The 23,449-nt window shown below is 69.2% G+C and carries 24 protein-coding genes; 12 read left to right on the forward strand and 12 right to left on the reverse strand.

Annotated elements, in window-relative coordinates; translation table 11 throughout:
- Window positions 1-11: 11 nt before the first annotated feature.
- Window positions 12-758 (forward strand): 23S rRNA (guanosine(2251)-2'-O)-methyltransferase RlmB, encoded by a 747-nt coding sequence (rlmB, locus tag ASD34_RS18235; protein ID WP_056580115.1) that lies wholly within the window; start codon window positions 12-14, stop codon window positions 756-758.
- Between the two features lie 17 nt (window positions 759-775).
- Here rlmB and ASD34_RS18240 read toward each other — a convergent pair whose 3' ends face one another.
- The 3 genes from ASD34_RS18240 to ASD34_RS18250 form a co-directional block, all read right to left on the reverse strand.
- Window positions 776-1,888, reverse strand: a complete 1,113-nt coding sequence (locus ASD34_RS18240; RefSeq protein ID WP_056582506.1) for an NAD(P)/FAD-dependent oxidoreductase — start codon at window positions 1,886-1,888, stop codon at window positions 776-778.
- Between the two features lie 226 nt (window positions 1,889-2,114).
- Window positions 2,115-2,285, reverse strand: coding sequence for a hypothetical protein (locus ASD34_RS27915; RefSeq protein WP_013542089.1), 171 nt, complete (start codon window positions 2,283-2,285; stop codon window positions 2,115-2,117).
- A 100-nt stretch (window positions 2,286-2,385) separates the two neighbouring features.
- A complete protein-coding gene (locus tag ASD34_RS18250; RefSeq protein ID WP_056580116.1) occupies window positions 2,386-2,976 on the reverse strand; it encodes a helix-turn-helix domain-containing protein in 591 nt (196 codons plus the stop codon).
- 45 nt (window positions 2,977-3,021) lie between these two features.
- On the opposite strand from ASD34_RS18250, the gene ASD34_RS18255 reads away from it, so the two are divergent.
- Complete coding sequence (locus ASD34_RS18255; RefSeq protein WP_056580117.1) at window positions 3,022-3,543, forward strand: GNAT family N-acetyltransferase; 522 nt, start codon at window positions 3,022-3,024, stop codon at window positions 3,541-3,543.
- Window positions 3,544-3,546: 3 nt separating this feature from the next.
- Here the strand turns inward: ASD34_RS18255 and ASD34_RS18260 are convergent, their stop codons facing one another.
- Genes ASD34_RS18260 through ASD34_RS18270 form a run of 3 tightly spaced genes read right to left on the reverse strand, consistent with a single transcriptional unit; the run spans window position 3,547 to window position 5,745 of the window.
- On the reverse strand, window positions 3,547-4,512 hold the full coding sequence (locus tag ASD34_RS18260) for an aldo/keto reductase (protein WP_056580118.1): 966 nt from the start codon (window positions 4,510-4,512) through the stop codon (window positions 3,547-3,549).
- 46 nt (window positions 4,513-4,558) lie between these two features.
- Window positions 4,559-5,158, reverse strand: coding sequence for a chromate transporter (locus ASD34_RS18265; RefSeq protein WP_056580119.1), 600 nt, complete (start codon window positions 5,156-5,158; stop codon window positions 4,559-4,561).
- On the reverse strand, window positions 5,155-5,745 hold the full coding sequence (locus ASD34_RS18270; RefSeq protein ID WP_056580120.1) for a chromate transporter: 591 nt from the start codon (window positions 5,743-5,745) through the stop codon (window positions 5,155-5,157). Before ASD34_RS18270 ends, ASD34_RS18265 begins: the two co-directional genes overlap by 4 nt.
- 81 nt (window positions 5,746-5,826) lie before the next feature.
- Between ASD34_RS18270 and ASD34_RS18275 the strand changes: the two genes are divergently transcribed.
- Window positions 5,827-6,756 carry a YihY/virulence factor BrkB family protein gene (locus tag ASD34_RS18275; RefSeq protein WP_157609705.1) on the forward strand — a complete coding sequence of 310 codons (930 nt, stop codon included), beginning with the start codon at window positions 5,827-5,829 and terminating at the stop codon, window positions 6,754-6,756.
- Here ASD34_RS18275 and ASD34_RS18280 read toward each other — a convergent pair.
- A complete protein-coding gene (locus ASD34_RS18280; protein ID WP_157609706.1) occupies window positions 6,753-7,307 on the reverse strand; it encodes a DUF924 family protein in 555 nt (184 codons plus the stop codon). The genes ASD34_RS18275 and ASD34_RS18280 overlap by 4 nt on opposite strands.
- Before the next feature lie 105 nt (window positions 7,308-7,412).
- Here ASD34_RS18280 and ASD34_RS18285 point away from each other — a divergent pair, with 105 nt between their 5' ends.
- The 3 genes from ASD34_RS18285 to ASD34_RS18295 all read left to right on the forward strand — a co-directional run bounded on the left by ASD34_RS18285 (window position 7,413) and on the right by ASD34_RS18295 (window position 10,033).
- Window positions 7,413-7,865 carry a CHRD domain-containing protein gene (locus tag ASD34_RS18285; RefSeq protein WP_056580121.1) on the forward strand — a complete coding sequence of 151 codons (453 nt, stop codon included), beginning with the start codon at window positions 7,413-7,415 and terminating at the stop codon, window positions 7,863-7,865.
- 73 nt (window positions 7,866-7,938) lie between these two features.
- Window positions 7,939-9,177 carry a patatin-like phospholipase family protein gene (locus ASD34_RS18290; protein WP_056580122.1) on the forward strand — a complete coding sequence of 413 codons (1,239 nt, stop codon included), beginning with the start codon at window positions 7,939-7,941 and terminating at the stop codon, window positions 9,175-9,177.
- A gap of 73 nt (window positions 9,178-9,250) precedes the next feature.
- Window positions 9,251-10,033, forward strand: coding sequence for a 3-hydroxybutyrate dehydrogenase (locus tag ASD34_RS18295; RefSeq protein ID WP_056580123.1), 783 nt, complete (start codon window positions 9,251-9,253; stop codon window positions 10,031-10,033).
- Window positions 10,034-10,036: 3 nt separating this feature from the next.
- On the opposite strand, the gene ASD34_RS18300 is transcribed toward ASD34_RS18295, so the two are convergent.
- Window positions 10,037-10,993 (reverse strand): bifunctional helix-turn-helix transcriptional regulator/GNAT family N-acetyltransferase, encoded by a 957-nt coding sequence (locus ASD34_RS18300; protein WP_056580124.1) that lies wholly within the window; start codon window positions 10,991-10,993, stop codon window positions 10,037-10,039.
- A gap of 142 nt (window positions 10,994-11,135) precedes the next feature.
- Here ASD34_RS18300 and ASD34_RS18305 point away from each other — a divergent pair.
- A partial coding sequence (locus ASD34_RS18305; protein ID WP_235510113.1) for a YgiQ family radical SAM protein occupies window positions 11,136-13,490 on the forward strand: 2,355 nt, incomplete at its 3' end.
- A 23-nt stretch (window positions 13,491-13,513) separates the two neighbouring features.
- Here the strand turns inward: ASD34_RS18305 and ASD34_RS18310 are convergent.
- Window positions 13,514-14,152 (reverse strand): DUF1294 domain-containing protein, encoded by a 639-nt coding sequence (locus ASD34_RS18310; protein WP_056580125.1) that lies wholly within the window; start codon window positions 14,150-14,152, stop codon window positions 13,514-13,516.
- A gap of 291 nt (window positions 14,153-14,443) precedes the next feature.
- On the opposite strand from ASD34_RS18310, the gene ASD34_RS18315 reads away from it, so the two are divergent.
- The 3 genes from ASD34_RS18315 (at window position 14,444) to ASD34_RS18325 (ending at window position 18,506) form a co-directional block, all read left to right on the forward strand.
- Window positions 14,444-15,364, forward strand: coding sequence for a DMT family transporter (locus ASD34_RS18315; RefSeq protein WP_056582512.1), 921 nt, complete (start codon window positions 14,444-14,446; stop codon window positions 15,362-15,364).
- Between the two features lie 7 nt (window positions 15,365-15,371).
- Complete coding sequence (locus tag ASD34_RS18320; RefSeq protein WP_056582514.1) at window positions 15,372-16,277, forward strand: hypothetical protein; 906 nt, start codon at window positions 15,372-15,374, stop codon at window positions 16,275-16,277.
- A 144-nt stretch (window positions 16,278-16,421) separates the two neighbouring features.
- Window positions 16,422-18,506 (forward strand): esterase-like activity of phytase family protein, encoded by a 2,085-nt coding sequence (locus ASD34_RS18325; protein WP_056580126.1) that lies wholly within the window; start codon window positions 16,422-16,424, stop codon window positions 18,504-18,506.
- Window positions 18,507-18,512: 6 nt separating this feature from the next.
- Here the strand turns inward: ASD34_RS18325 and ASD34_RS18330 are convergent, their stop codons facing one another.
- Complete coding sequence (locus ASD34_RS18330; protein WP_056580127.1) at window positions 18,513-19,385, reverse strand: CoA transferase; 873 nt, start codon at window positions 19,383-19,385, stop codon at window positions 18,513-18,515.
- A gap of 156 nt (window positions 19,386-19,541) precedes the next feature.
- Here ASD34_RS18330 and ASD34_RS18335 point away from each other — a divergent pair, with 156 nt between their 5' ends.
- Window positions 19,542-20,444 (forward strand): SDR family oxidoreductase, encoded by a 903-nt coding sequence (locus ASD34_RS18335; protein WP_056580128.1) that lies wholly within the window; start codon window positions 19,542-19,544, stop codon window positions 20,442-20,444.
- Between the two features lie 39 nt (window positions 20,445-20,483).
- The gene (locus ASD34_RS18340; RefSeq protein ID WP_056580129.1) at window positions 20,484-21,095 is read left to right on the forward strand and encodes a glutathione S-transferase; all 612 of its coding nucleotides are present in this window, start codon (window positions 20,484-20,486) and stop codon (window positions 21,093-21,095) included.
- A gap of 16 nt (window positions 21,096-21,111) precedes the next feature.
- Here the strand turns inward: ASD34_RS18340 and ASD34_RS18345 are convergent, their stop codons facing one another.
- Together ASD34_RS18345 and ASD34_RS18350 are read right to left on the reverse strand one after the other, a co-directional pair.
- The gene (locus ASD34_RS18345) at window positions 21,112-21,510 is read right to left on the reverse strand and encodes a DUF488 domain-containing protein (protein WP_056580130.1); all 399 of its coding nucleotides are present in this window, start codon (window positions 21,508-21,510) and stop codon (window positions 21,112-21,114) included.
- Window positions 21,511-21,548: 38 nt separating this feature from the next.
- Window positions 21,549-23,426: a PhoX family protein gene (locus tag ASD34_RS18350; protein WP_056580131.1), complete on the reverse strand. Its 1,878-nt coding sequence runs from the start codon at window positions 23,424-23,426 to the stop codon at window positions 21,549-21,551.
- Between the last annotated feature and the right edge of the window lie 23 nt (window positions 23,427-23,449).

Below are 23,449 nucleotides of genomic sequence, written 5' to 3' on the forward strand. Positions count from 1 at the left end.
ATAATCGGGGAATGTCTTCCCCTAAAGTGATCTTCGGCTTCCATGCCGTGGGCGTGCGCATCAAGACCGCGCCGAAATCGGTGCTCGAAGTGATGTTCGACGCCAGCCGGCGCGATGCGCGCATGAAACAGTTCATTGCGCGTGCGCAAGAAGCCGGCGTGCGGCTGGTCGAGGCCGACGGCCTGCGGCTGTCCAAGCTCAGCGGCAGCCACGGCCACCAGGGCGTGGTCGCGCGGGTGGAGCCCGCCGCGCAGATCCATTCGCTCGACGAACTGCTCGAAGGTCTCGAAGAAGCCGGCACCGTGCCGCTGCTGCTGGTGCTCGACGGCGTGACCGACCCGCACAACCTTGGCGCCTGCCTGCGCGTGGCTGACGGCGCCGGTGCCCACGCGGTGATCGCGCCGAAGGACCATGCGGCCGGCATCAACGCCACGGTGGCCAAGGTGGCGAGCGGCGCGGCCGAGACGATGCCGTACTTCATGGTGACCAACCTGGCACGCACCCTGAACGAACTCAAGGAGCGCGACATCTGGTGCGTGGGCACCAGCGACGACGCGCCGGGCACCATCTACCAGAGCGACTTCAAGCGTCCGCTGGCACTGGTGCTGGGCGCCGAGGGCGAGGGCATGCGCCAGCTCACGCGCAAGACCTGCGACGAGCTGGTGAGCATTCCCATGGCCGGCGCGGTCGAGAGCCTGAACGTGTCGGTGGCCAGCGGCGTGTGCCTCTACGAGGCCCTGCGCCAGCGCACGGCCTGATCGAGGCCGTCGGGGCCTCAGCGCCCCTTGCGGTGGAAGTACACCAGTTCTGCTGCGCGCCGCATCGGCGCCGTGCCGAGCAGGCGATTGAACATCCAGTCGCTCTGGAAGTGATCGAAACCCCAGCGCAGCAGTCGCTTCGCCAGAAAGCGCGGGTAGCCGCGCACGAACCATGTGGCAGGGTCGTCCGCTTCGCCCCGCACGAAGCGCGCCACGGCCTCGCCGGCGCGCTCGCCGTGCTGCAGTGCCGTGTGGATGCCGCCGGCCGTCACAGGCGACACCATGCCGGCCGCATCGCCCACCAGCAAGGCCCGTTCGCGGGCCACCACCGGCAGCACGCCGCCGCAGGGGATCATCCCGGCGCGCACGGCGACCGGTGGCGCTTCGCCGGGTAACACCACGGGAGCGATCTTGCGCAGCAGCGGGTCGAGCCGCAGCGCGCCCGCGTCGTGGCGCCCCATGCGCCGTGCCAGCCCGATCTGGCTCACGCCGACGCCGTCGAGTGCCCAGCCGATGTAGCCCGGAGCGAGTCGGCGATCGATGAAGCAATGCAGCAGGTCGGGTGCCATGCGCGCGCCCTGGTACTCGTGCTCCACGCCGTAGAGAAAGCGCGTGTTGCGCGACAGGCCCAGCGCCTTGGCGACGCGCGAGTGCGGGCCGTCGGCGCCGACGAGGTAGGTCGCGCGGATGCACGGACCCTGCGCCACCGGCACCTCCCAGCGGCCGTTCGCCCATAGCGCCTGCTCGAACAGCGTGCCCAGGCGCACCTCGACGCCGCAGGCCCGGGTGGAGTCCACCATCCAGTCGAGCAGGGCAGGTGCGTCGGTGGCCCAGAACCAGTAGCCCGGCGCGTGCAGGTCGACGTGGTGCATGTCGGGTGCGTAGAGCCGCACACCCTCGATGCGGCGCACCAGCGCGGGCGGCACTTCGGCCAGCCAGGGCACGCTGTCGACCGCGTCCTTGACGATGATCCCGGTGGTGTGCAGCTTGGTCCCGGCGGCGGCCTTCTTCTCGAGCACCATCACGCTGAGCCCGGCCTTGGCGGCGGCGCGTGCGCAGGCCAGCCCCGCGAAGCTCGCGCCGATGACGAGCAGGTCGACCTGGGTGCTGGCCGGACCGGTGTCGGTCACCAAAGCCGGTGCGGGGCAGGGCGTGACCGGCGATGCAGGGGAGCTCGGGGAACGTGGGGTGAGGAGACTGAAAGAAGAAGCGGAAGAGGCGGAAGAGGCGAAAGAGGCGTGCATGGGCGGCTGACTTGCAATGCGCACCGCGGAGTGCGGTGCGGCTGCGAAGTTAGCGACGCCATGTGCGCCCGGCGTGAAGCCTGTGTGAAGGGGTCATTCAGGCCGGGCAGGCTCAGGATGGGTCCTTGCTGCGCGTGCGTCCCACCGCACTGAAGATGCCGATGCCCAGCAGGATCAACGCACCGATGCCGATGTAGAGCGTGGGCACGCCGGCCACCGAGGCACCCCAGGCGACACCGCCCAGGAAGATCAGGAAACCGATCATGTAAAGCGCAAAAGACATGGGAAGTCCTCCAAAGCTGAGATGCTTCGCAGTATCCCGAGCGGCCTTGCGCCCCACACCGGCCTGGGCCGCCTCTGCGTGTGGGAGCGAGCCTACCGCGCTAGTCGCGGCCCGAGACCAGCAGGTAGCGGCAGGCCGTGGGGCCCACTGCCTTGAACACCAGTGGGCGATCCACGCCGTAGTCGAGGCAGTCCCCGGGGGCCAGTTCGAAGCTTTCGTCGCCGTACGCCACCCGCAGCGCGCCCTCGAGCATCCACAGGCACTGGCGGTACGGCTTGCCGCTCCATCGCGGGTAGCCGACCTGCGCCGCGCGCGGCAGCTCGATCTCGACCAGCTCCACGCCGCCGTCCGCGCCGCGCTCGGCGACCTGGCGCCGCAGGTAGCCTGCTTCAGGGTCGCGCCAGACGTCCTGCTGGCTCTTCGTCCGCAGCCGCTGGGGGCCTTCCTTCTCCTCGGTGAGAAGCTGTGCCAGCGACACGCCCAGGCCCGCGGCGAGCCGGCCCAGCAGCACCGCCGTGGGACTGCTCTGGACGCGCTCCACCTTCGAGATCATGGCCTTGCTGACCCCCGACAGCTCGGCCAGCTCGGCCAGGCTGAGCCCCCGGGCCTGGCGCAGCGCCAGCAGCCGGGTGGCGATGAGCGTGTCGATGTGGCCGGCGGATTCGTTCTGAGGGGCTGGATTGTTTCTCATATGAGATTATTATTCTCTTATATTGAACGAAAAAAGCGAAGCGCCATGCACCTCATCCCCTGCACCGAGGAAGCCCATTCCGGTGCCATCCTCGCCATCCTGAACGAGGCCATCGTCAGCTCCACCGCGCTGTACGACTACAAGCCGCGCACGCCCGAGAACATGGTCGCGTGGTTCGCCACCAAGCGCGCCAACGGCTTCCCGGTGATCGGGGCGGTCGACGACAGCGGCAAGCTGCTGGGTTTCGCGAGCTACGGCACGTTCCGCGCCTTTCCCGCCTACAAGTACACAGTCGAACACTCGGTGTACGTCGAGGCCGGCCATCGAGGGGCGGGGCTGGGGCGCACGCTCATGGAGGCGATCATTGCCGAGGCGATCGCGCGCGACGTGCATGTGATGGTCGGCGCGATCGATGCGGCCAACACCGGCAGCATCGGCCTGCACGAGCGCCTGGGCTTCGAGCACGCAGGCACCGTGCGGCAGGCCGGCTTCAAGTTCGGCCGCTGGCTCGACGTGGCGTTCTATCAGCGGATCCTGGCAACGCCGCTGAATCCCGTCGACGGTTGACGTTCAGGCCGGTGTCTCGGCGCTGGCCCGGTCGAGCATGTCGATGGTGCCCGCGTCCAGCTTGAGCTGCGTGGCCACCACCAGTTCTTCGAGCTGCGCCAGCGAGGTGGCGCTGGCGATGGGCGCCGTCACACCCGGCCGTGCGATCTGCCACGCAATGGCGACCTGGCCGGGCTTGGCGTTGTACTGCTGGGCCACCTTGTCGAGCGCATCGAGGATGCGCAGGCCGCGCGGGTTGAGGTACTTCTTGGTGGTGTTGGCGCCGCGCGCGCTCTTGGCCGCATCGGCCTCGGTGCGGTACTTGCCGGTGAGAAAGCCCGCTGCGAGCGCGTAGAAGTTGATCACGCCCACTTCGCGCTTGAGGCACAGCGGTTCGAGTTCGTCTTCGAACACCGCGCGGTCGTACAGGTTGTACAGCGGCTGCAGGCTCTCGTAGCGCGCGATGCCCAGGCGCTCGGACACGTCGAGCGCCTCGGCCAGCCGCGGTGCCGTGTAGTTCGAGGCGCCGATGGCGCGCACCTTGCCCTCCTTGATGAGCGCGTCGAAGGTGCCCAGCGTGTCTTCGAGCGGCGTGTTCGCGTCGTCGTCGTGCGACTGGTACAGGTCGATGTAGTCGGTCTGCAGGCGCTTGAGCGACGCCTCGACGGCTTCGCGGATGTACTGGGGCGACAGGCCTACCTTGCCTTCGCCCATCGGCTTGCCGACCTTGGTGGCCAGCACCACGCGGTTGCGCTTGCCGCTGTGCTTGAGCCACTTGCCGATGATCGTTTCCGATTCGCCGCCCACATGGCCCGGCACCCAGGCCGAGTAGACGTCGGCGGTGTCGACGAAGTTGAAGCCGGCGTCGAGCCAGGCGTCGAGCAGCTTGAACGAGGCCGCCTCGTCGACGGTCCAGCCGAACACGTTGCCGCCGAAGGCGAGGGGAGACACCCGAAGGCTGGAACGGCCGAGCGGACGAAGTTGCGACATGGCAGAGGGCTCCTGAAAGAAAAATGTGTGCGGAAAGGAAAGGTGCTCAGACGAAGCCTACCGCGCCCAGCGCCGCGCCGCAGCCCAGCAGCCACAGCAGATGGATGCGCGTGCGCCAGACCACCAGCGCGGCCACGCCACTGAGCAGCCACAGGTGCCAGGCCGGCACGCCGGCCGACTGGTTGCCGCCGGCCAGCACCCAGCCGGTGGCGATGAGCAGCCCGACCACCACGGGCGCCATGCCCTGCTTGAAGGCGCGCACCTCGCGGCGCGTGCGGTTGCGGTGGCCCCAGCGCGTGGCGACATAGGTGAGGGTGGTGCTCGGCAGCATGATGCCGACCATCGTGACCATCAGGCCGAAGAAGCCCAGCAGCCAGGCCATGGGCCCGGCGCCGATGCCGCCGCCCGCGTTGAGCCCGACGTTCCAGCCCATCAATGCGACGAACAGCACATTGGGCCCGGGCGCGGCCTGGGCGATGGCAACCGACGAGGTGAACTGCGCCTCGGTGAGCCAGCCGTGCTGGGCCACGAGGTAGCGGTGCATGTCGGGCACCGTGGTGATCGCGCCGCTGATCGACAGCAGCGACAGCAGCAGGTACTGGCCGAAAAGCCCGAGCCAGTCATGCCATTGCATCACGATGGTCATGGCGCGATCCTTCGCCAGGTCCACACGCACGCCACCCCGCCCACCGCCAGCAACACCCAGCCCAGTGGAATCTTCAGCAGCGCGATGGCCGCGAACACCAGCGCCACGAACACGAGGCAGGTGGCAAAGCCCAGCGGGTGCTTGCGCAACTGCGGGATCAGCTTGATGCCCGTGGCGGCGATGAGCCCGCCCGACACCGCGCCCATGCCGCGCAGCGCGGCCGCCACCTGCGGGTTGCCGGCGTAGTGCGCGTAGAGCACGGCCAGCGCGAGGATCACGAACAGCGGCACGGTGAGCATGCCCGCCACCGCGGCGATGGCACCGCGCAGGCCGAAGTAGCGGTCGCCGATCATCAGCGCGAGGTTGATCACGTTCGGCCCGGGCATCACTTGCGCCACGGCCCAGTCCTCGAGGAACTGGTCGGGCGTGAGCCACTTCTTCTTTTCGACCATCTCGCGCTGGACGATGGCGAGGACGCCGCCGAAGCCCTGCAGCGCGAGCCAGGTGAATGAAACAAAAAGGTCGCGTGGCGACGCGGGCTGCGGGTGGTCGGGCGGCGTGGCCGCGGCGGGAGCGGGCGGGAGCATGTGCCAGCGATTATCGTAGGCAGCCTGTCAACATGCCGGGCGCCGCGCTGACAGACGCGGGTCGCCCTCAAGGAACACTCCATGCTCATGCAATTACGCGCACTCTTCGATCTCTGCCGACGCGCCTTCGCTTCCTGGTCGAACGACTACGCCCCGAGCATGGGCGCCGCGCTGGCCTACTACACGGTGTTCTCGATCGCGCCGCTGCTGCTGATCGTGATCGCGGTGGCCGGCCTCGTCTTCGGCCAGGAGGCCGCGCGCGGCGAGATCTTCGCGCAGCTCTCGGGCCTCATGGGCGCGCAGGGCGCGGCGGCGGTGCAGGGCATGCTGCAGGCGGTCAACAAGCCGACCGAGGGCATCGTGGCCACGGTGGTTGGCATCGGCCTGCTGGTGGTGGGCGCGACCACCGTCTTCGGCGAACTGCAGGACGCACTCGACCGCATCTGGCGCGCGCCCGCGCGTACGCAGAACAAGGGCCTCTTCAACATGCTGCGCGTGCGGCTGCTGTCGTTCAGCATGATCATGGGCATCGGCTTTTTGCTGATGGTTTCGCTGGTGGCGAGCGCTGCACTGGCCGCGCTGGGCAAGTGGTGGTCGCCGATGTTCGGTGCCTGGGCCACGCTGGCGCAGGTGGTGAACTTCGTCTTCAGCTTCGCGATGGTCACGGTGATCTTCGCGATGATCTACAAGATCATGCCGCGCGCCAAGGTGCAGTGGCGCGATGTGTGGGTGGGCGCGGCGGTGACGGCGCTGCTGTTCACCGTGGGCAAGCACCTCATCGGCCTGTACATCGGCAAGAGCAGCGTGGCCTCGGGCTACGGCGCGGCCGGCTCGCTGGTGGTGGTGCTGGTGTGGGTGTACTACTCGGCGCAGATCTTCCTGCTCGGCGCCGAATTCACCTGGGTCTATGCGCGCACCTACGGGTCGATGAAGGACGCTGCCGCCGACCCCGCGGGCCACGCGTCGCCGACGCGCGACGCGCCGCTGCCCGCGCATGCCGACGCTGCCTAGCCGGCGAAGCCGCCTTCGTCGAGAAACTTCTGCTCTTCCGGCGTGGACGTGCGCCCGAGCATCCGGTTGCGGTGCGGAAAGCGCCCGAAGCGTGCCACGATGTCGCGGTGCAGCACGGCAAAGCGCTGCGTGTTGGCGTCCTGGGTGGCATTGAGTGCGACCGAGCGTTCCTGCTCGGCCAGCAGCTCCGAGTGCATGAAGGGCAGATAGAAGAAGCGCCGCATCAGAGCGTCGGCCTGCCGGTCGAAGCCGGCTTCGACGGCGCGGCGCGCCACGGCCAGCGCGAGGCCGTCGGTGGCGAGCATGTGCGGGTTCTGGCGCCAGGCGTTGCGCGGGAACTGGTCGAGCAGCACGAGCAGCGCCAGGGCGCCTTCGGCGGTGTCGGCCCAGTGGTCGAGCCGGCCACTGGCCGCGGCCTGGTGGGCGGCGGCCAGGCGGTCGATGCAGGCGGCATCGAAGGCGTCGCTTTTCGCGAACCAGCGCTCGGGTCCGGCATCGCGCCAGAAGGCGACCACGTCGTATGCGCAAGGGAGGGTGTCGTCGGAAATCATCGTTGCATTCTCTTGCACAGGCGTGCGAAGAAGGGGCGCTGACCGACAAGGCCGCAGGCGGCGCCTGCCTATGCTGAGCGCTTTCATCCTCAGGAGACCCCGACCATGAACAACAGCACTCGCACCCTCTGGCGCAGCACCCTCGTTGCGGGCCTGGCCGCCGTCGCGCTGGCCGGCTGCGGAATGATGTCGAAGTCGAACGTCGCGAATTTCAGCGGTGCGATGAACGCGGCCAGCGAAGTGCCGCCCAACATGACGCGTGGCAGCGGCATGGCCGAGGCCTGGCTCAACCGCGACACCAATGTGCTCAAGTACAAGATCACCTATGACGGCCTGAGCGGCCCGGCCACGGCGGCCCACTTCCACGGGCCTGCCGCCGCGGGCGCGAATGCCGGCGTGGTGCTGCCCTTTGCCAATGCGGCCAGCCCCATCGAGGGCCAGGCCACGCTCACGCCGGCGCAGGCGGCCGACCTCGTGGCCGGCAAGTGGTACGCCAACATCCACACGGCCGCCAACCCGGGCGGCGAGATCCGTGGGCAGATGCTGCCGAAGATGTGAGATTCGTCCGGGCTGACGCAGCGAAAAGGCCCCTGGTCAGGTGGCTGTCGCGGGGCTGGTGTCCAATGACCGCATGACGACGACACCCAAGAAAAAGCCTCGCGCCGCCACCGCTGCCTCTTCTTCTTCTCCCGCTTCTCACGCCGCACCACCCCATCCCTTCATCGCCCGCCGCGAAGGCATGCGCGCCGCCCGCAAGGCGCTGGTGCTGCAGGGCGGCGGTGCGCTCGGCGCGTACCAGGCGGGCGTGTATGCCGCGCTCAGCGAAACCGACCTGCAGCCGCACTGGATCGCGGGCGTGTCGATCGGCGCCATCAACGCCGCACTCATCGCAGGCAACGCGCCCGCGCAGCGGGTCGACCGGCTGCGCGAGTTCTGGCACCTGGTGTCTTCAGGGCCGGCGCAGCGCCTGCCGTCGTGGCTCGGCGACCGTGCCACGCAGAACCAGTGGAGCGCCACCATGGCCTCGCTCGTCGGCATTCCGGGCTTCTTCGAGCCGCGCTATTCGCCGGCCTTGCTGATGGGTGGCGCCGCGCCGCTCCTGAGCTACTACGACACCTCGCCGCTCAAGGCCACGCTGGAACGGCTCATCGACTTCGACCGCATCAACGCCTGCGAGGCGCGCTTCAGCGTGGGCGCGGTCAACGTGCGCACGGGCAACTCGGTGTACTTCGACAACACGCGCCAGCGCATCGGCCCGGAGCACATCATGGCGAGCGGCGCACTGCCACCGGGCTTTGCGCCCGTGCACATCGACGGAGACGATTACTGGGACGGCGGCATCGTGTCGAACACGCCGCTGCAGTACGTGCTCGACACGCATCCGCGCTCCGAGGCGCTGGTGGTGCTGCAGGTCGACCTGTTCAATGCGCGCGGCGACATGCCGCACACGCTGTCGGGCGTGATGGAGCGCCAGAAGGACATCACCTACTCGAGCCGCACGCGCATGAACACCGACGCGCTGGCGGCCAACATGAACCTGCAGCAGGCCATTGCCGACCTCATCGCCAAGCTCCCGCCGGGCCTGCGCAACGACCCGAGCGTGGTCGAGGTGCAGGCGCAGCTCACGCACGAGCCGATCGACATCTTTCACCTGATCTACCGCGACAAGTCGTACGAGCTGGAGTCGAAGGACTACGAGTTCTCGCGCGCCGCGGTGGAGGAGCACTGGGAATCGGGCGTGCGCGACATGGGCAAGACGCTCGCGCACCCCGAGACACTGCGCGCCGACGCCACGGTGAACGGCGTGACCACCTTCGACCTCGGCGAGCCGGGCACCGGGCGCATCAAGCGGCCGGGGCTGTCCCGCTGAGGGACGGCAGCCGGGCGGTTGCCCGGTTCTTGCTCGCTTTTTTCCTCTCCACCACTTCCAAGGACGCTTCACCATGCAACTCAAGGACAAGGTCGCCTACATCACCGGCTCGGCCAGCGGCATCGGCAAGGAAATCGCCGTGCTGTTCGCGCAGGAAGGCGCAAAGATCATCGTTGCCGACCTCAACAAGGACGCGGCCGACGCCACTGCCGCCGAGCTGAAGGCCAAGGGCGCGCAGGCCATCGGCGTGGCGGTCGACGTAACGAACGAAGACCAGGTCAATGCCTCGGTGGAAGAGGGCGCCAAGGCCTTCGGCGGCATCGACATCCTCATCAGCAACGCTGGCATCCAGATCGTGCATCCGGTCGAGGAGTTCAGCTTCGCCGACTGGAAGAAGATGCTCGCGATCCACCTCGACGGGGCGTTCCTGACCACCAAGGCCTGCCTCAAGCACATGTACGCACAAGGCCGCGGCGGCAGCGTGATCTACATGGGCTCGGTGCACTCGAAGGAGGCCTCGCTGCTGAAGGCGCCGTACGTCACGGCCAAGCACGGCCTCATCGGGCTGGCCAAGACGGTCGCGAAAGAAGGCGCGAAGCACGGCGTGCGCGCCAACGTGATCTGCCCGGGCTTCGTGCGCACGCCGCTGGTCGAGAAGCAGATCCCCGAGCAGGCGAAGACGCTGGGCATCACCGAGGAGCAGGTCATCAAGAACGTGATGCTCAAGGAAACGGTGGATGGCGAATTCACCACCACCGACGACGTGGCGCGCGTGGCGCTGTTGTTCGCGGCCTTCCCGACGAATGCGCTGACAGGCCAGTCGCTCGTCGTGAGCCACGGCTGGTACATGCAGTAGGCGCTACAGCTTCAATTCCCAGGTCTCACCGACCAACGGCTGGCCGTAGCCTTCGTGCGGCTCCGAATGCGTGAGCTGGAAGCCGCGCTTGGCGTAGATGCTGCGCGCTGCGGTGAGGCAGCTGTTGGTCCACAGCGTCATCTTCTTGTAGCCCTTGCGGCGCGCGAAAGCGATGCACTCGTCCACGAGGCGTCCGCCCAGGCCCAGCCCGCGCGCGGCGGGTGTGAGGAGCAGCATGCGCAACTGCGCCACCGTGGCCGACTTGCGCACCACGAAGATCGCGCCGACGCGCTCGCCGTTGAGTTCGGCGATCCAGCAGCGCTCCCACTCGGGCTGGAACTTGAGCAGGAACTCGCCCGCGATGCCCGCCACGAGCGCCTCGAAGCGGTGGTCCCAGCCGTATTCGCGCGCATACAGCTCGCCGTGCTGCTGCACCACCCAGCCGATGTCGCCGGGCGCCGGGACGCGCAGCACGGCGGCCTGGGGCCGGGCCGGTGGCGTGGCCGGGTCGAGCAGCGACTGCACGGTGCCCATGGCCTGCACCAGCTGGTTTTGCTGCGCCGGCGGCAGCGCGGCGAGCAGGGCGGCGGCTTCGTCGCGCGATTTCTGTTGCAACGGCGCAAACGCCGCGTGGCCGGCTTCCGTGAGGCGCAGCACGCTCTGGCGCGCGTCGCGGGCGTGCGGCTCGCGCGTGAGCCAGCCCTGGGTTTCGAAGCGACGCAGGATGCGGCTGAGGTAGCCGGCGTCGAAGCCCAGGTCGCGCCCGATCTCGCTGGCGACCGGGGTTTCGCGGTGCGCCAGCTCGTAGAGCACGCGCACATCGGTCAGCGACATCTCGCTGCCGAGGTAGGGGTCGAGGGCGCCGATGCGGCGCGTGTAGAAGCGGTTGAACTGGCGGATGGCCTTGACGGCAAGCGGATCGACGGGGCTGGCAGAAACGTTCATGGTTGCCATTGTCATTCGATTGATTGACTTTGGCAATCAGATGCCGACCTTGCCGATCGCGGGGCACTGCCTGCCGGAGGCGACAGGGATGATGGAAAACCCTAAAATCAAGGGTTGCCCTTCACGGCGCCCACCGAAGCGCTGTTAACTCCCACCGATGAACGCCCCCGTCGACGTCTCCTTTTTCGCGCGTGCCGCCAAGCCGCTGACCAGCTACCGCAAGTACTGGGCGGCCCGTTTCGGCACGGCCAAGTTCCTGCCGACCTCGCGCAAGGAGATGGACGCGCTCGGCTGGGACAGCTGCGACATCATCGTGGTCACGGGCGATGCCTACGTCGACCACCCCAGCTTCGGCATGTCGGTGATCGGCCGCATGCTCGAGGCGCAGGGCTTTCGCGTGGGCATCATCGCGCAGCCCGACTGGCAAAGCGCCGAGCCCTTCAAGGTGCTGGGCAAGCCGAACCTGTTCTTCGGCGTCACGGCCGGCAACATGGATTCGATGATCAACCGCTACACGGCGGACCGGAAGATCCGCAGCGACGACGCCTACACGCCCGGCGACGTCGGCGGCTCGCGCCCCGACCGCGCGGCCATCGTGTATTCGCAGCGCTGCAAGGAAGCCTGGAACGACGTGCCGATCATCCTGGGCGGCATCGAAGGCTCGCTGCGCCGCATCGCGCACTACGACTACTGGTCGGACAAGGTGCGCCGCTCCATCGTCGTTGACGCCAAGTGCGACCTGCTGTTGTACGGCAACGCCGAGCGCGCCATCGTCGAGATCGCGCACCGCCTGGCCGCCAAGGAGCCGGTGCAGCAGATCACCGACGTGCGCGGCACCGCCTACGTGCGGCGCGAAACGCCCGAGGCCTGGTTCGAGATCAACTCCACCAGCGTCGACGAGCCGGGCCGCGTCGAGGCGCACGTCAACCCGTACCTGATGGTGTCCGACCAGGCCAAGGCCAACGGCGCCACCTGCGCGAAGGAAGATGAGGCCGAGGCCGTCGCCAAGGCCGCCGAAGCGGCGGGCTCTGCCGCCGGTTCGGTCGTCAACCCCGCCATCAAGCCGCTGAACTTCGTGCCCAACCCCGCGCTGCAAGGCCGCGGCAAGATTGCCGTTCCGCCGCGCGACCGTTCGGTGATCCGCCTGCCGTCGTACGAGCAGGTGCGCAGCGACCCGGTGCTCTATGCCCACGCCAACCGCGTGCTGCATCTTGAGACCAACCCCGGCAACGCCCGCGCGCTCGTGCAGGCGCACGGCGAGGGCGCCACGGCGCGCGACGTGTGGATCAACCCGCCGCCCATTCCGCTCACCACGGCCGAGATGGACCACGTGTTCGACCTGCCCTACGCGCGCAGCCCGCACCCGCGCTACGCCGACGAGAACGGCAGCCACGACGGCGCGACCAAGATCCCCGCGTGGGAAATGATCCGCTTCAGCGTGAACATCATGCGCGGCTGCTTCGGCGGCTGCACCTTCTGCTCGATCACCGAGCACGAGGGCCGCATCATCCAGAGCCGCTCGGAAGAATCGATCATCAAGGAGGTCGAGGCCATCCGCGATTCGGTCAGCGGCTTCACCGGCACCATCTCCGACCTGGGCGGCCCCACGGCCAACATGTACCGCCTGGGCTGCAAGAGCCCCGCGATCGAGGCGGCGTGCCGCAAGCCCAGCTGCGTGTACCCGGGCATCTGCCCGAACCTGGGTACCAACCACGATCCGCTCATCAAGATCTACCGCCGCGCGCGCGCGCTCAAGGGCATCAAGAAGATCCTGATCGGTTCCGGCCTGCGCTACGACCTGGCCGTGCAGTCGCCCGAGTACGTGAAGGAACTCGTGCAGCACCACGTGGGCGGCTACCTGAAGATCGCGCCCGAGCACACGGAGCAGGGCCCGCTCACGAAGATGATGAAGCCCGGCATCGGCAGCTACGACAAGTTCAAGCAGATGTTCGAGAAGTACTCGGCCGAGGCGGGCAAGAAGCAGTACCTCATCCCGTACTTCATCGCCGCGCATCCGGGCACCAGCGACGAGGACATGATGAACCTCGCGATCTGGCTCAAGAAGAACGGCTTCCGCGCCGACCAGGTGCAAACGTTCTACCCGAGCCCGATGGCCACGGCGACGACGATGTACCACACGAACAAGAACCCGCTGCGCAAGATCACGCGCGAGAGCGAGACGGTGGACATCGTGCGCGGCGACAAGCGCCGCCGCCTGCACAAGGCCTTCCTGCGCTACCACGATGCCAACAACTGGCCGCTGCTGCGCGAGGCGCTCAAGAGCATGGGCCGCGCCGACCTCATCGGCAACGGCAAGCACCACCTGATCCCGACGTGGCAGCCGCTGACCGATGGCGGCTACACGAGTGCGCGCCGCAAGAACTCGACCTCCGCGCCGGTGGCCGCCAAGGCCGCGGCGCCGGTCAGGCTGGCGCCGGTGAAGCCCTCCAAGGGCCGCATCCTCACGCAGCACACCGGCCTGCCGCCGCGCGACAACGGCAGCGGCGGCAAGNTGAGGCCTGGTCGAAGGCGCAGTCAGCCGAAGGCCGCGTGCTTCGACAGCCAGAACACCCACGTTCCCAGCGCCGCGCCATGCAGCGCGACCGTGACGTAGAACCGCCACAGGAAACTCGCCTTGCTCGACTTGTGCCGCAGCAGCTGCTGCGCGCACCACGCGCCCGGCCAGCCGCCCGCGAGTGCGAGCAGATGGAGCGTGCTTTCCTGGGTGCGCCAGCGCCCGGCCCGCGCCGCACTCTTGTCGAAGGCGTAGGCCGCGAAGGTGAGCAGGCTCAGCCCTGCGACGACCGCCAGCGCGAGCAGCGGCAGGCGACCGAGCCAGACGGCGGCGCCCAGGCCGGCGGCGTACATCACGATCAGCCATGCGCCCCACGGCGCTCCCGCCGTACTGCGACCCGGAGGACGGCGCGGCTGTGCACGTGAAGCCGCACGAGGTGCGGCACCCACCGAGGCCGCAGCCTCCACAGCCACCGCCCGCGGCCCCTTGCCGCCGACATGGATCTCTTCGAAGCGCACCGCCATGCCGACCTGCGGCTTCAGCTGTCGGTCGCGAAAGTCGCGCAGGTGCACGAACACGTCGGCCGACACCTCCGGGCTGCGGATGAAACCGAAGCCGCGCTCGGCTTCCCAGCGAACGAGCCGACCTCGGCGCTTCATGAGATCCGGTGAAAGAGGGCAGGGCACATGCGGGCGATTCTCTCTTGTGGGCGCGGGGCGCCGCTCCTATCATCGGCCGCTCATGCACCTGCATCACTCTCCCCCTTCCTCGACCTGCCGCTGACGCTCGCGCGCGCCTCGCGCCGCGCCCGTCAGACCCGCAAGTGGTCGCTGCCGTCCGCCTTCTTCCGCTGAGCGAAGACAGGCCGGGCGGCGGCCGGATGGTCATGCCCGCTCCCGGCAATGCGTCGACGCGACGCCGAGGCGGTGGGCCTCACGGAGAGTTTCAACATGAATGCAAGAACAACGGCCGCCCTGGCCTGGGGCGGCGTGCTGCTGGCCGGCGTGCTCTGGGGCGGCGGCGCGCTGATGGCGCAATTCCTGATCGATGGCGGCATCGCGCCGCACAGCCTGTCGCTCGCGCGCTTCGCGCTCGGCATGCCGCTGCTGTGGTGGCTGCACTGGCAGGTGACGCGGCGTTCGCCGGCTGCCGATGCCGGCTGGCGCCACCTGACGCGGCGCGAGCAGGGCCACGTCGCCGGCACCGGCGCCGCGATGGCGCTGAACGTGAGCTGCTGGTTTGCCGGCATCGCGCACCTGGGCGCTGCGTTGCCGACGGTGATCTCGATCTGCTGCGCACCGTTGATCGTGGCGTGCGTGTCGGTGCTGCGCGGCTACGAGCCCTTCGGTGCGCGCCTGCTGGGCGGTCTCGTGTTCGCGCTGGCGGGCGTGCTGCTGCTGGTGATGCCGGCCGGCGGATGGGGCGCCTTGCCGGCGGGCTACGGCGCGGGGCTGGCGTGGTCCTTCGGTTCGGCCGTCTGCTACGCGCTGGTGGTGCTGGGCAACGCGCGCATGCCGGCGCGGGTGCCGGCCGTCACCGCGTCCGCCTGGGGCATGAGCGCCGCGGCGCTGTGCATGCTTGGCGTCGCCGTCGCGAACGGCATCACCTGGCCCGAAGGCGCGGCGCAATGGACGGGCGCCATCTACACCGGCGTGGCGACCACCTCGGTGGCGTACCTGGCCTTTGCCTGGGGCGCGCGCCGGCTGCCGCCCACGGCGGCGGTGGTCGGCACGCTGGTCGAGCCTTTGGTGGCTGCATGGCTCGCGGCGCTGTGGCTCGCGCAGCCGATGGCGCCGCGCCAATGGTTGGGCGCGGCGTTGCTGGCGGGCGCGATGCTGCTGCTGGTGCGGCGGAACCGGGGTATCGTGTAGCCCCATGATGAGCAGTTCGCCCCCCGTGCCGGTTTCGTGGAAGCGCATCCTGGCGATGGCCGCGTGCTGCGGTGTGTCGCTGCTGGCGCACGCAGCCGCACCCGAGGCCTCCGCGCCCGCGGGCCCCCAGGCCCTGCGCGCCGAGCACCAGAAGCTCAGCGACAAACTCGACCAGAGCCGCTTCGGGCGCCCCGTGCAGCTCAATTCCACCGAAACGCCCGGTGGCCTCGAGGGCGACGTCTACGCCGTGGTCGAGCACCCGCTGTCGAAGGTCAGCGCGGCGCTCAAGGGCTCGGACCACTGGTGCGAACTGCTCACGCTGCACATAAACAACCGGCGCTGCCGCATCGGCACCTCGCCGCAGGGCAAGGAGACGCTGACGTTGTTCGTGGTGCGCCGCTACGACAAGCCGGTCGACCAGGCCTTCGAGCTGCCTTTCGTCTACCGCGTGGCCAGCATCACGCCCGAGCACCTGCAGGTCGAGATGTCGGCCGACACCGGCCCCTTCGGCACCAGCAATTACCGCGTGCGGCTGGAGGCGGTGGCGCTCGACGAGCGCAAGACCTTCCTGCACTTCAGCTACGGCTACGACCACAACACGATGGTGCGGCTCGCGACACAGGCCTACCTCGCCACCTTCGGCAGCCACAAGGTCGGCTTCACCGTGGTGGGCAAGAGTGCCGATGGCCAGCCTGAGTACATCCGCGGGCTTCGCGGGCTGGTGGAGCGCAATGCGATGCGCTATTTCCTCACGCTCGACGCGTACCTTGCCACCGGCAGCAACGAGCCGGCCGAGCACCGTCAGCGCTACTGGTTTGCGGCGGCCGAGCGCTATCCGCGCCAGTTGCACGAAGTCGACCTCGACACCTACCTCGCGGTGAAGCGCGAAGACCGCCAGCGCGACGGTCGCTGAAAAGAGGGCGCCGGCCGCGCAACCTTTCGGTTGCAGTTTCACGCGCTTGTCATCTGCCTCGGCACTAATCGCCGGGGCTTGCGCCTTTGCGCGAGCGCATCACAAGGACAACAGGCAATGCGCAAGACGACAAGAGGATCGAGGATGGGATGGCTGGCACTCGTGGGTGCTGGCGCGGTGCTGACCGCCTGCGGCGGCGGCAACGGCGGCGGGGGCGGCTGGGCGTTCCCCGTGGGCGGCGGCGGCACGACCAACCCGCCCGCCGCACAGTCGAAGACCGGCGCCTTCCTCGACGCCGCCGTCGAGGGCCTCGACTACGTGGCCGGCAGCCGTGCCAAGGCCTCCACCAACGCCAAGGGCGAATTCACCTGCACCGACGGCGAGACCGTCACCTTCAGCGTTGGCGCACTGGCCCTGGGCAGCGCCGCATGCGGCGACGCGATCACCCCGCTGACCCTGGCCGGCGGCAGCGACGTGAAAGTCGACGCGGTGGTCAACCGTTTGCTCGCGCTGCAGAGCTTCGACGAGGACCGCGACCCCGCCAACGGCATTCGCCTGACGCCCGCGCTCAAGGCCGCGTTGACGGCCGGCGCGCTCGATTTCAACGCCTCGGCCGACGCATTCCACACCGCGCTCAACGCCGTGCTGGCCGCGCTGCCCGCCCCGTACGCCACGCGCACGGTCGATGCGGCCCGCCGCATGCTGGCCCGCGAGCACTTCGAGGACACGCTGGCCTCGCGCCTGGCCGCACCGGTCACCGAAGCGTCGACGCAGACGAATCAGCTCGGCGCCATCGGCATCGCCGTCACGCGCTACCAGCTGCAGGCCGATGCCCGCTTCCACGTGCCCTACGAGGGCGACAACGCGGACATCAAGGCCGACTTTCCGCAAGGCTTCCTGCCGGCCTACGGCTCGGGCCTGGCGTTCAAGGGCCAGGCCGACGACGGCGCGCTCGAGTTCTACGCCATCACCGACCGCGGTCCGAACGGCGACGGCCCGACCGCGCCCGTGCCCGGCGGCGGGGACGGCGTCACCAGCACCAGCAAGGTGTTCCCGGCGCCGTCGTTCGCGCCGAGCTTCGGCATCGTGCGCGTGGGCAAGACCGGTGCGGTGCTCAGCACCAGCGTGCCGCTCAAGCGCGACGCCAACACCAGGATCACCGGCCTGCCGCCGCGCTCGGGCGTGGGCTCGACCGGCGAAACCCCGCTGAACGACCAATACAAGTTCGACGAGGCCAAGGCCGGCTACGACGCCCACGGCCTCGACCCCGAGACGCTGGTGCTCGACAAGGCGCGCAACGTGCTGTGGACCAGCGACGAGTACGGCCCCTTCATCGCGCGCCTGAACATCGCCACCGGCCTGGTCGAGAAGAAGTACGCGCCCGGCCCCGGCGCCACCGACCTGCCGGCCGTGCTGGCCCAGCGCCGCCCCAACCGCGGCATGGAAGGCCTGACGCTCGATGCGGCCAGCGGCGTGCTGCACGGCTTCCTGCAGAGCCCGATCGATCCGCGCGATGCCAACGGCAAGTCGATCAAGGCCAAGCCGCCCGGCGGCACCAACACCGACGTGCGCCACATCGCCAAGTTCACGCGCTGGCTCGCGTTCGATCCGGCCACCGAGACCTCGAAGCTCTACGCCTACCCGATCGACGGCAGCCAGTACGACAAGGACCGCACCGGCAACGCCAAGCTCGGCGACGTGGTGAGCCTGGGCAATGGCCGCTTCATCGTCATCGAGCAGGGCGCGCGCAAGAGCGACGGCAAGGTGTTCAACAAGCTGATGCTGGTGGAGCTGCCGGCCAATGCGACGAACATCGCCGCCCCGGAGTTCGACCACAACCTGGAGATCAGCAGCATCACGCAGGCACCGTCGAACGGCGTGGACTACTCGACCGTGGTGACGATGCGCAAGACCGAATTGCTCGACCTCAACGTGCTGGGCTGGCTGGCCGAGAAGGCCGAGGGCCTGACGGTCGTCGACGACCAGACCCTGGCGCTGGTCAACGACAACGACTTCGGCCTGGGCACCGTGCTGCTCGGCGCCGATGGCACCCGCCTGGCCGGCAGCGTGGAAGACTGCAAGGTCGATGCCACGGGCAAGCTCAGCGATTGCCCGGCGAGCGCCACCAGCGCGCGCATCACGCGCGGCTCCGACCTGGAGCGGCCGACGCGCATCTGGCTCATCAAGCTCGACCGCAAGCTCAGCGAGCTGCGCCTGCCGGCGCTTTGAGCGCCGTCAGTCGGCCAGTGTGAGCAGCGGCACGTCGCGTTCGCGGCCCATGGCTTCCAGTTCGGCGCGCGTGCGCGTCGCGAGCCAGGCGGCCAGCGCCGCGTGCGTGGCCGGCGCCATCATGTCCGGCGGCGCCACGCCGGCCACGTCGCACAGGCGCGCCGCGAAATGCGGCTCCAGCGCCGCCACCGCCACGCGGCCGTCCGCGCAGGGATAGACGCGGTAGCCCGCGTGCGCGCCGCCCACCGCGCCGTCGGGCTTCGTCAGCCCCCAGGTGCGGGGCTGGGCGAGCCAGTCGGCCGAGGCGTTCAGCGCCACTTCGAGGTACACGCCGGCGCGCTGGCGGGTCTGCTGCAGCATGGCTTTCAGCACCGCCTCGCTCGCGAGCAGCGCGCCGCCCATGTCGGCGTACAGCGTGGGCGGCAGTTCGGTGCCCGTGACAAGGCCGCTTTCGGCGAGGTAGGTCAGGTCGTGGCCCGGCTCCTCGGCACGCTCGCCCGGCGCGCCGACGATGGCGACCTGCGACAGCGCGGGATGCCGCGCCTGCAGCGCGGGCCAGTCGAGCTTCAGCTTCTGCAGCGCCGAGGGGCGGAACGACGTCAGCAGCACGTCGGTGCTGGCCAGTTCGGCGTGCAGCTGCTGCTGGCCGGCTTCGCTCTTCAGGTCGACCGTGCGGACCTCGACGCCCTCGTGCAGCGCGGTGTACGCGGGTCGGTTGTACAGCCCCATCGGATCGCCGCCGGGCGGCTCCAGCTTCAGGCAGGTCGCACCCATCGTGCGGCAGCGCAGCAGCGCGGCGGGCCCCGGGAGGTTGAGCGCGAGGCTCAGCACGCGCACGCCGTCGAGCGGCAGGAAGGAAGCATCGGCGGAACGGGGCATGGTCGTGTGTCGGAAGGTGCAGGGAAAAGAAGGGCGCGGCCATTTTCACCCGTCGGCGAAGCCAGATTCCGCAAGCCACGGCACGCTGGCGGTCGTAGCATGCGGCCGATGGCAGCACGCGCCCCTGCCGCTGCCGCAACGCCAAGGAGACCCCTCATGTTCGAAGCATCCCTGATGCGCGGCCAGCGCATCCTCGTCACCGGCGGCGGCACCGGCCTCGGCCGCGCCATGGCCGAGCGCTTTCTGGGCCTGGGCGCCGACGTCGCCATCTGCGGCCGGCGCCAGGCGGTCTGCGAAGAAACCGCCGCCGCCTGGCGCCAGCAGTTTCCAGATCGGCGCATCGATGCCTTCGGCGTCGACATCCGCATCGCGCAGCAGGTCGACGAGATGGTCGAGAGCCTGTTCCACAGCGGCGGGCTCACGGGGCTCGTGAACAACGCGGCGGGCAACTTCGTCTCGCCGACCGAGAACCTCTCGCCGCGCGCCTTCGACGCGGTCGCCAACATCGTGTTCCACGGCAGCTTCTACGTGACGCAGGCCGTGGGCAAGCGCTGGGTGGCGCAGGCCAAGGCGGGCCAATGGAAGCCGGGCGACGCCTTGCGCAGCGTGATGAGCATCATCGTCACCTGGGTCGACAACGGCAGCCCGTACGTCGTGCCCTCGGCCATGAGCAAGGCGGGCATCGAGGTCATGACCAAGTCACTCGCGGTGGAGTGGGCGCGCCACGGCATCCGCCTGAACGCGGTGGGCCCCGGCGAGATTCCGACCGAAGGCATGAGCAAGCGCCTGAACCCCGGCGAAGAACCCGGCGCGCGCAGCATCAAGACCAACCCGATGGCACGCGTGGGCCGCATGAGCGAGCTGCAGAACCTTGCGTCGTTCCTGATGGCGCAGGGCCAGTGCGACTGGCTCACGGGCCAGAGCATCATGATGGACGGCGGCAATGCGCTGGCCACCGGCGGCAACTTCTACGAGCTGCGCGAGTGGAGCGACGCCGACTGGCTGGCCGCGCGCGAACGCATCGAGGCGCAGAACCAGAAGGACAAGGCACAGCGCTGAAGGCCGCGGTATCGTGGCGTTCTTTTGTCAGGAGAACCCATGCAACTCGTCGGCATGCTCGACTCGCCTTTCGTCCGACGCGCCGCCCTCTCGTTGAGGCTGCTCGGCCTTGATTTCAAGCACCACTCGATCTCGGTCTTCAGTACCTTTGAGCAGTTCCGCGCGATCAACCCGGTGGTGAAGGCCCCGACGCTGGTGTGCGACGACGGCACGGTGCTGATGGATTCGACGCTCATCATCGACCATGCGCAGGCGGTCGCTGGCCGCAGCCTGTTTCCAGCCGATCCGGCGGGGCGGTTGCGCGACCTGCGCCTCACGGGGCTCGCGCTCGCGGCCTGCGAGAAGACGGTGCAGATCGTCTACGAGCGCAACCTGCGCCCGCAGGAGAAGCGGCACCAGCCGTGGGTCGATCGCGTGCAGGGCCAGCTGAACACGGCCTATGCCGAACTGGAGCGCGAGTGGGCCGCCGCGCCACTGGCGACGCCCGACGAACGCACGATCACGCAGGGCGGTATTTCGGCGGCGGTGGCGTGGACCTTCACGCAGTTCATCCTGCCCGACGCGGTGCGCCCGTCGGACTTTGCGCGGCTCGCCGCCTACACGGCGCAGGCCGAGCAGTTGCCGGTGTTCGTCGGCGCGCCGCTGGCCTGAGTCCGAGCGACCGCGCTCAGTCCGCGATGTCCGCGCCGCGCTCGGCCAGCAGGCCGCGCAGCAGCGATCGGTGGCAGCGCGATTCGTCCTCGCAGTAGCACCCCACCGCGAGCGCGGCCGTGTGAGAGAGCGCCGCGAGCAGGTCGAGGCTGCGGCTCGCGTCGGTCTCGGCCATCTCGGCCTTGTACTTGCGCACGAAGGCGTTCCACTGCGCAGGCGCTTGCGTGGCCTGGGCCTCCTGGCCCAGCTTCATGGTCTCGGCGGACGGTGCGAGGTTGGGATACCACACGTCGTACCAGTTCTGCGAGGCGAACTCGGTCTTCGGCACGCCGCGCGGCGGACGGCGCACGGTGCCGATGCGCAGGCCCTCGCCGGGCGCGCGCGGGGTGCCGAGACGAACGATGCGGATGCTCATGACCTCAACCTCCTGGGGCTGTTGCTGCGGGTGTTCTGTCAGGTGCCGACGATACCGCCGTCGCGCCGGCGGATCGCCAGCGTGGCCGAGCGCGGTCGCGCGCTGCCGGGTGCCGTGCCATCGGGCCAGGCGCTGTTGTGTGTCGCGTCGCCGTCGTCGCGCGATTCGCCCGGGTGCTGGATGTTGACGAACAGCGTGCGCCGGTCGGGCGTGACGACGCAGCCGGTGATCTCGCTGCCGTTGGGCCCGGTTAGAAAGCGCTGGATGCGGCCCGTGGCCGGATCGGCGCACAGCATCTGGTTGTTGCCGAGTGCGGCATAGGGCGGCTTGCCGATGGCCTGGCCGCTCATGTCGGTCTGGATCCACAGCAGCCCGCCGCTGTCGAAGTGCAGGCCGTCGGGGCAACCGAAGGCGTCGGCGTGCTCGCCCGGGTAGCGCGTGCCGGCGCCGGGCTGCGCGGGGTCGCCTGCGAGCGCGTAGTGGTCCCAGGCGAAGGCAGTGCTCGCCGCGTCGCCGCCGTCCTCGCGCCAGCGCAGGATGCCGCCGAAGAAGTTGGGCGCGCGCGGATTGGCGGCATCCGCGCCGGGCTTGCCGAGGTCGCCGCGCTGCGTGTTGTTGGTGAGCGTGACGTACACCTCGCCGCTGTGCGGATGCACGGCGATCCATTCGGGCCGGTCCATCTTCGTGCCGCCGACGATGTCACCTGCCAGCCGCGCGTGGATCAGCACCTCGGCCTGATCGGCGAAGCCGCTCGCGGCGTCGATGCCGTGGCGTCCGTGCACGAGCTCGAGCCAGCGTCCGCGCCCGTCGGCATCGAAGCGCGCGACATGCAGCGTGCCCTCGTCGAGCAGGTGCAGGTTGGCGGCGCGCGCGGCGGCATCGGTGCCAGGGCGCACGGTGTCGCGGCTCACGAACTTGTAGATGTATTCGAAGCGCGCGTCGTCGCCCATGTAGACCACCACGCGGCCGTCTTTCGCCACGGTGCAGGTCGCGCTTTCCTGCCGCTTGCGGCCGAGCGCGGTGCGCTTGACGGGCGTGGATTCGGGGTCGAACGGATCGATCTCGACCACCCAGCCGAAACGGTGCGGCTCGTTCGGATGGCGGCTCAGGTCGAAGCGTTCGTCGAAGCGCCAGTACTCGACCCACTGCGCGCCGGGCACGGTGCCGTAGCGGCGTTGTGCGGGTGTCGCGTTCTTCGCGGCCTCTTTGGGTCCACCGAAATAGCCGTGGAAGTTTTCCTCGCACGTCAGGTAGGTGCCCCAGGGCGTGACGCCCATCGCGCAGTTGGCAAAGGTGCCGAAGACGGTGGTGCCCGTCGGGTCGGCGGCGGTGCGCATCAGCGGCGTGCCCGCAGCGGGGCCGGCGATGCGCATCGGCGTGCGGCCGTGCACGCGGCGCGCGTAGGGCGAGGGCAGCACCTGGCGCCAGCCTTCAGGGGTGCGGCGGACCTCGATGATCGACACGCCCATCGCATGCAGGGACTTGTGGACCTTCTCGGCATTCCAGGCCTTCGCGCCGTCGGTGTGCAGCAGTTGCTCGTCGGTGTACTCGTGGTTCATCACCAGCAGGCCGCGCTCGCCGCGTACATCGAGCGCGAAGAAGTGCATGCCGTCGTGGTGCATGCCCGCCTGCAGGGCCTGCTCATCGGCGCTGTTGCCGGCGTCGGGCGCGAAGGCCGGCATGCGGCCCGCAATGCCCGTGGGCGCGCCCCACGGGTAGAGCATCTGCCACTCGTATTCGGGCGGCACGACCACGGCGTCGCGCTGCGAAATGGGCACGCTGGTGAAGAAGCTTGAGGGAGTCGTCGTGCCTCTGGAAGGCGGCAACTGCGACCGCGCACAGCCCTGGCCGAACAGCGCGACCACGGCGGCGGTCGCACCCGATTGCAGAAGAAAGTGGCGACGGTCCAGAGACATGGCGAGGGAACGGAGGTGTTGGG

The sequence above is a fragment of the Variovorax sp. Root473 genome (genome assembly GCF_001426505.1).
Taxonomy (GTDB): domain Bacteria; phylum Pseudomonadota; class Gammaproteobacteria; order Burkholderiales; family Burkholderiaceae_C; genus Variovorax.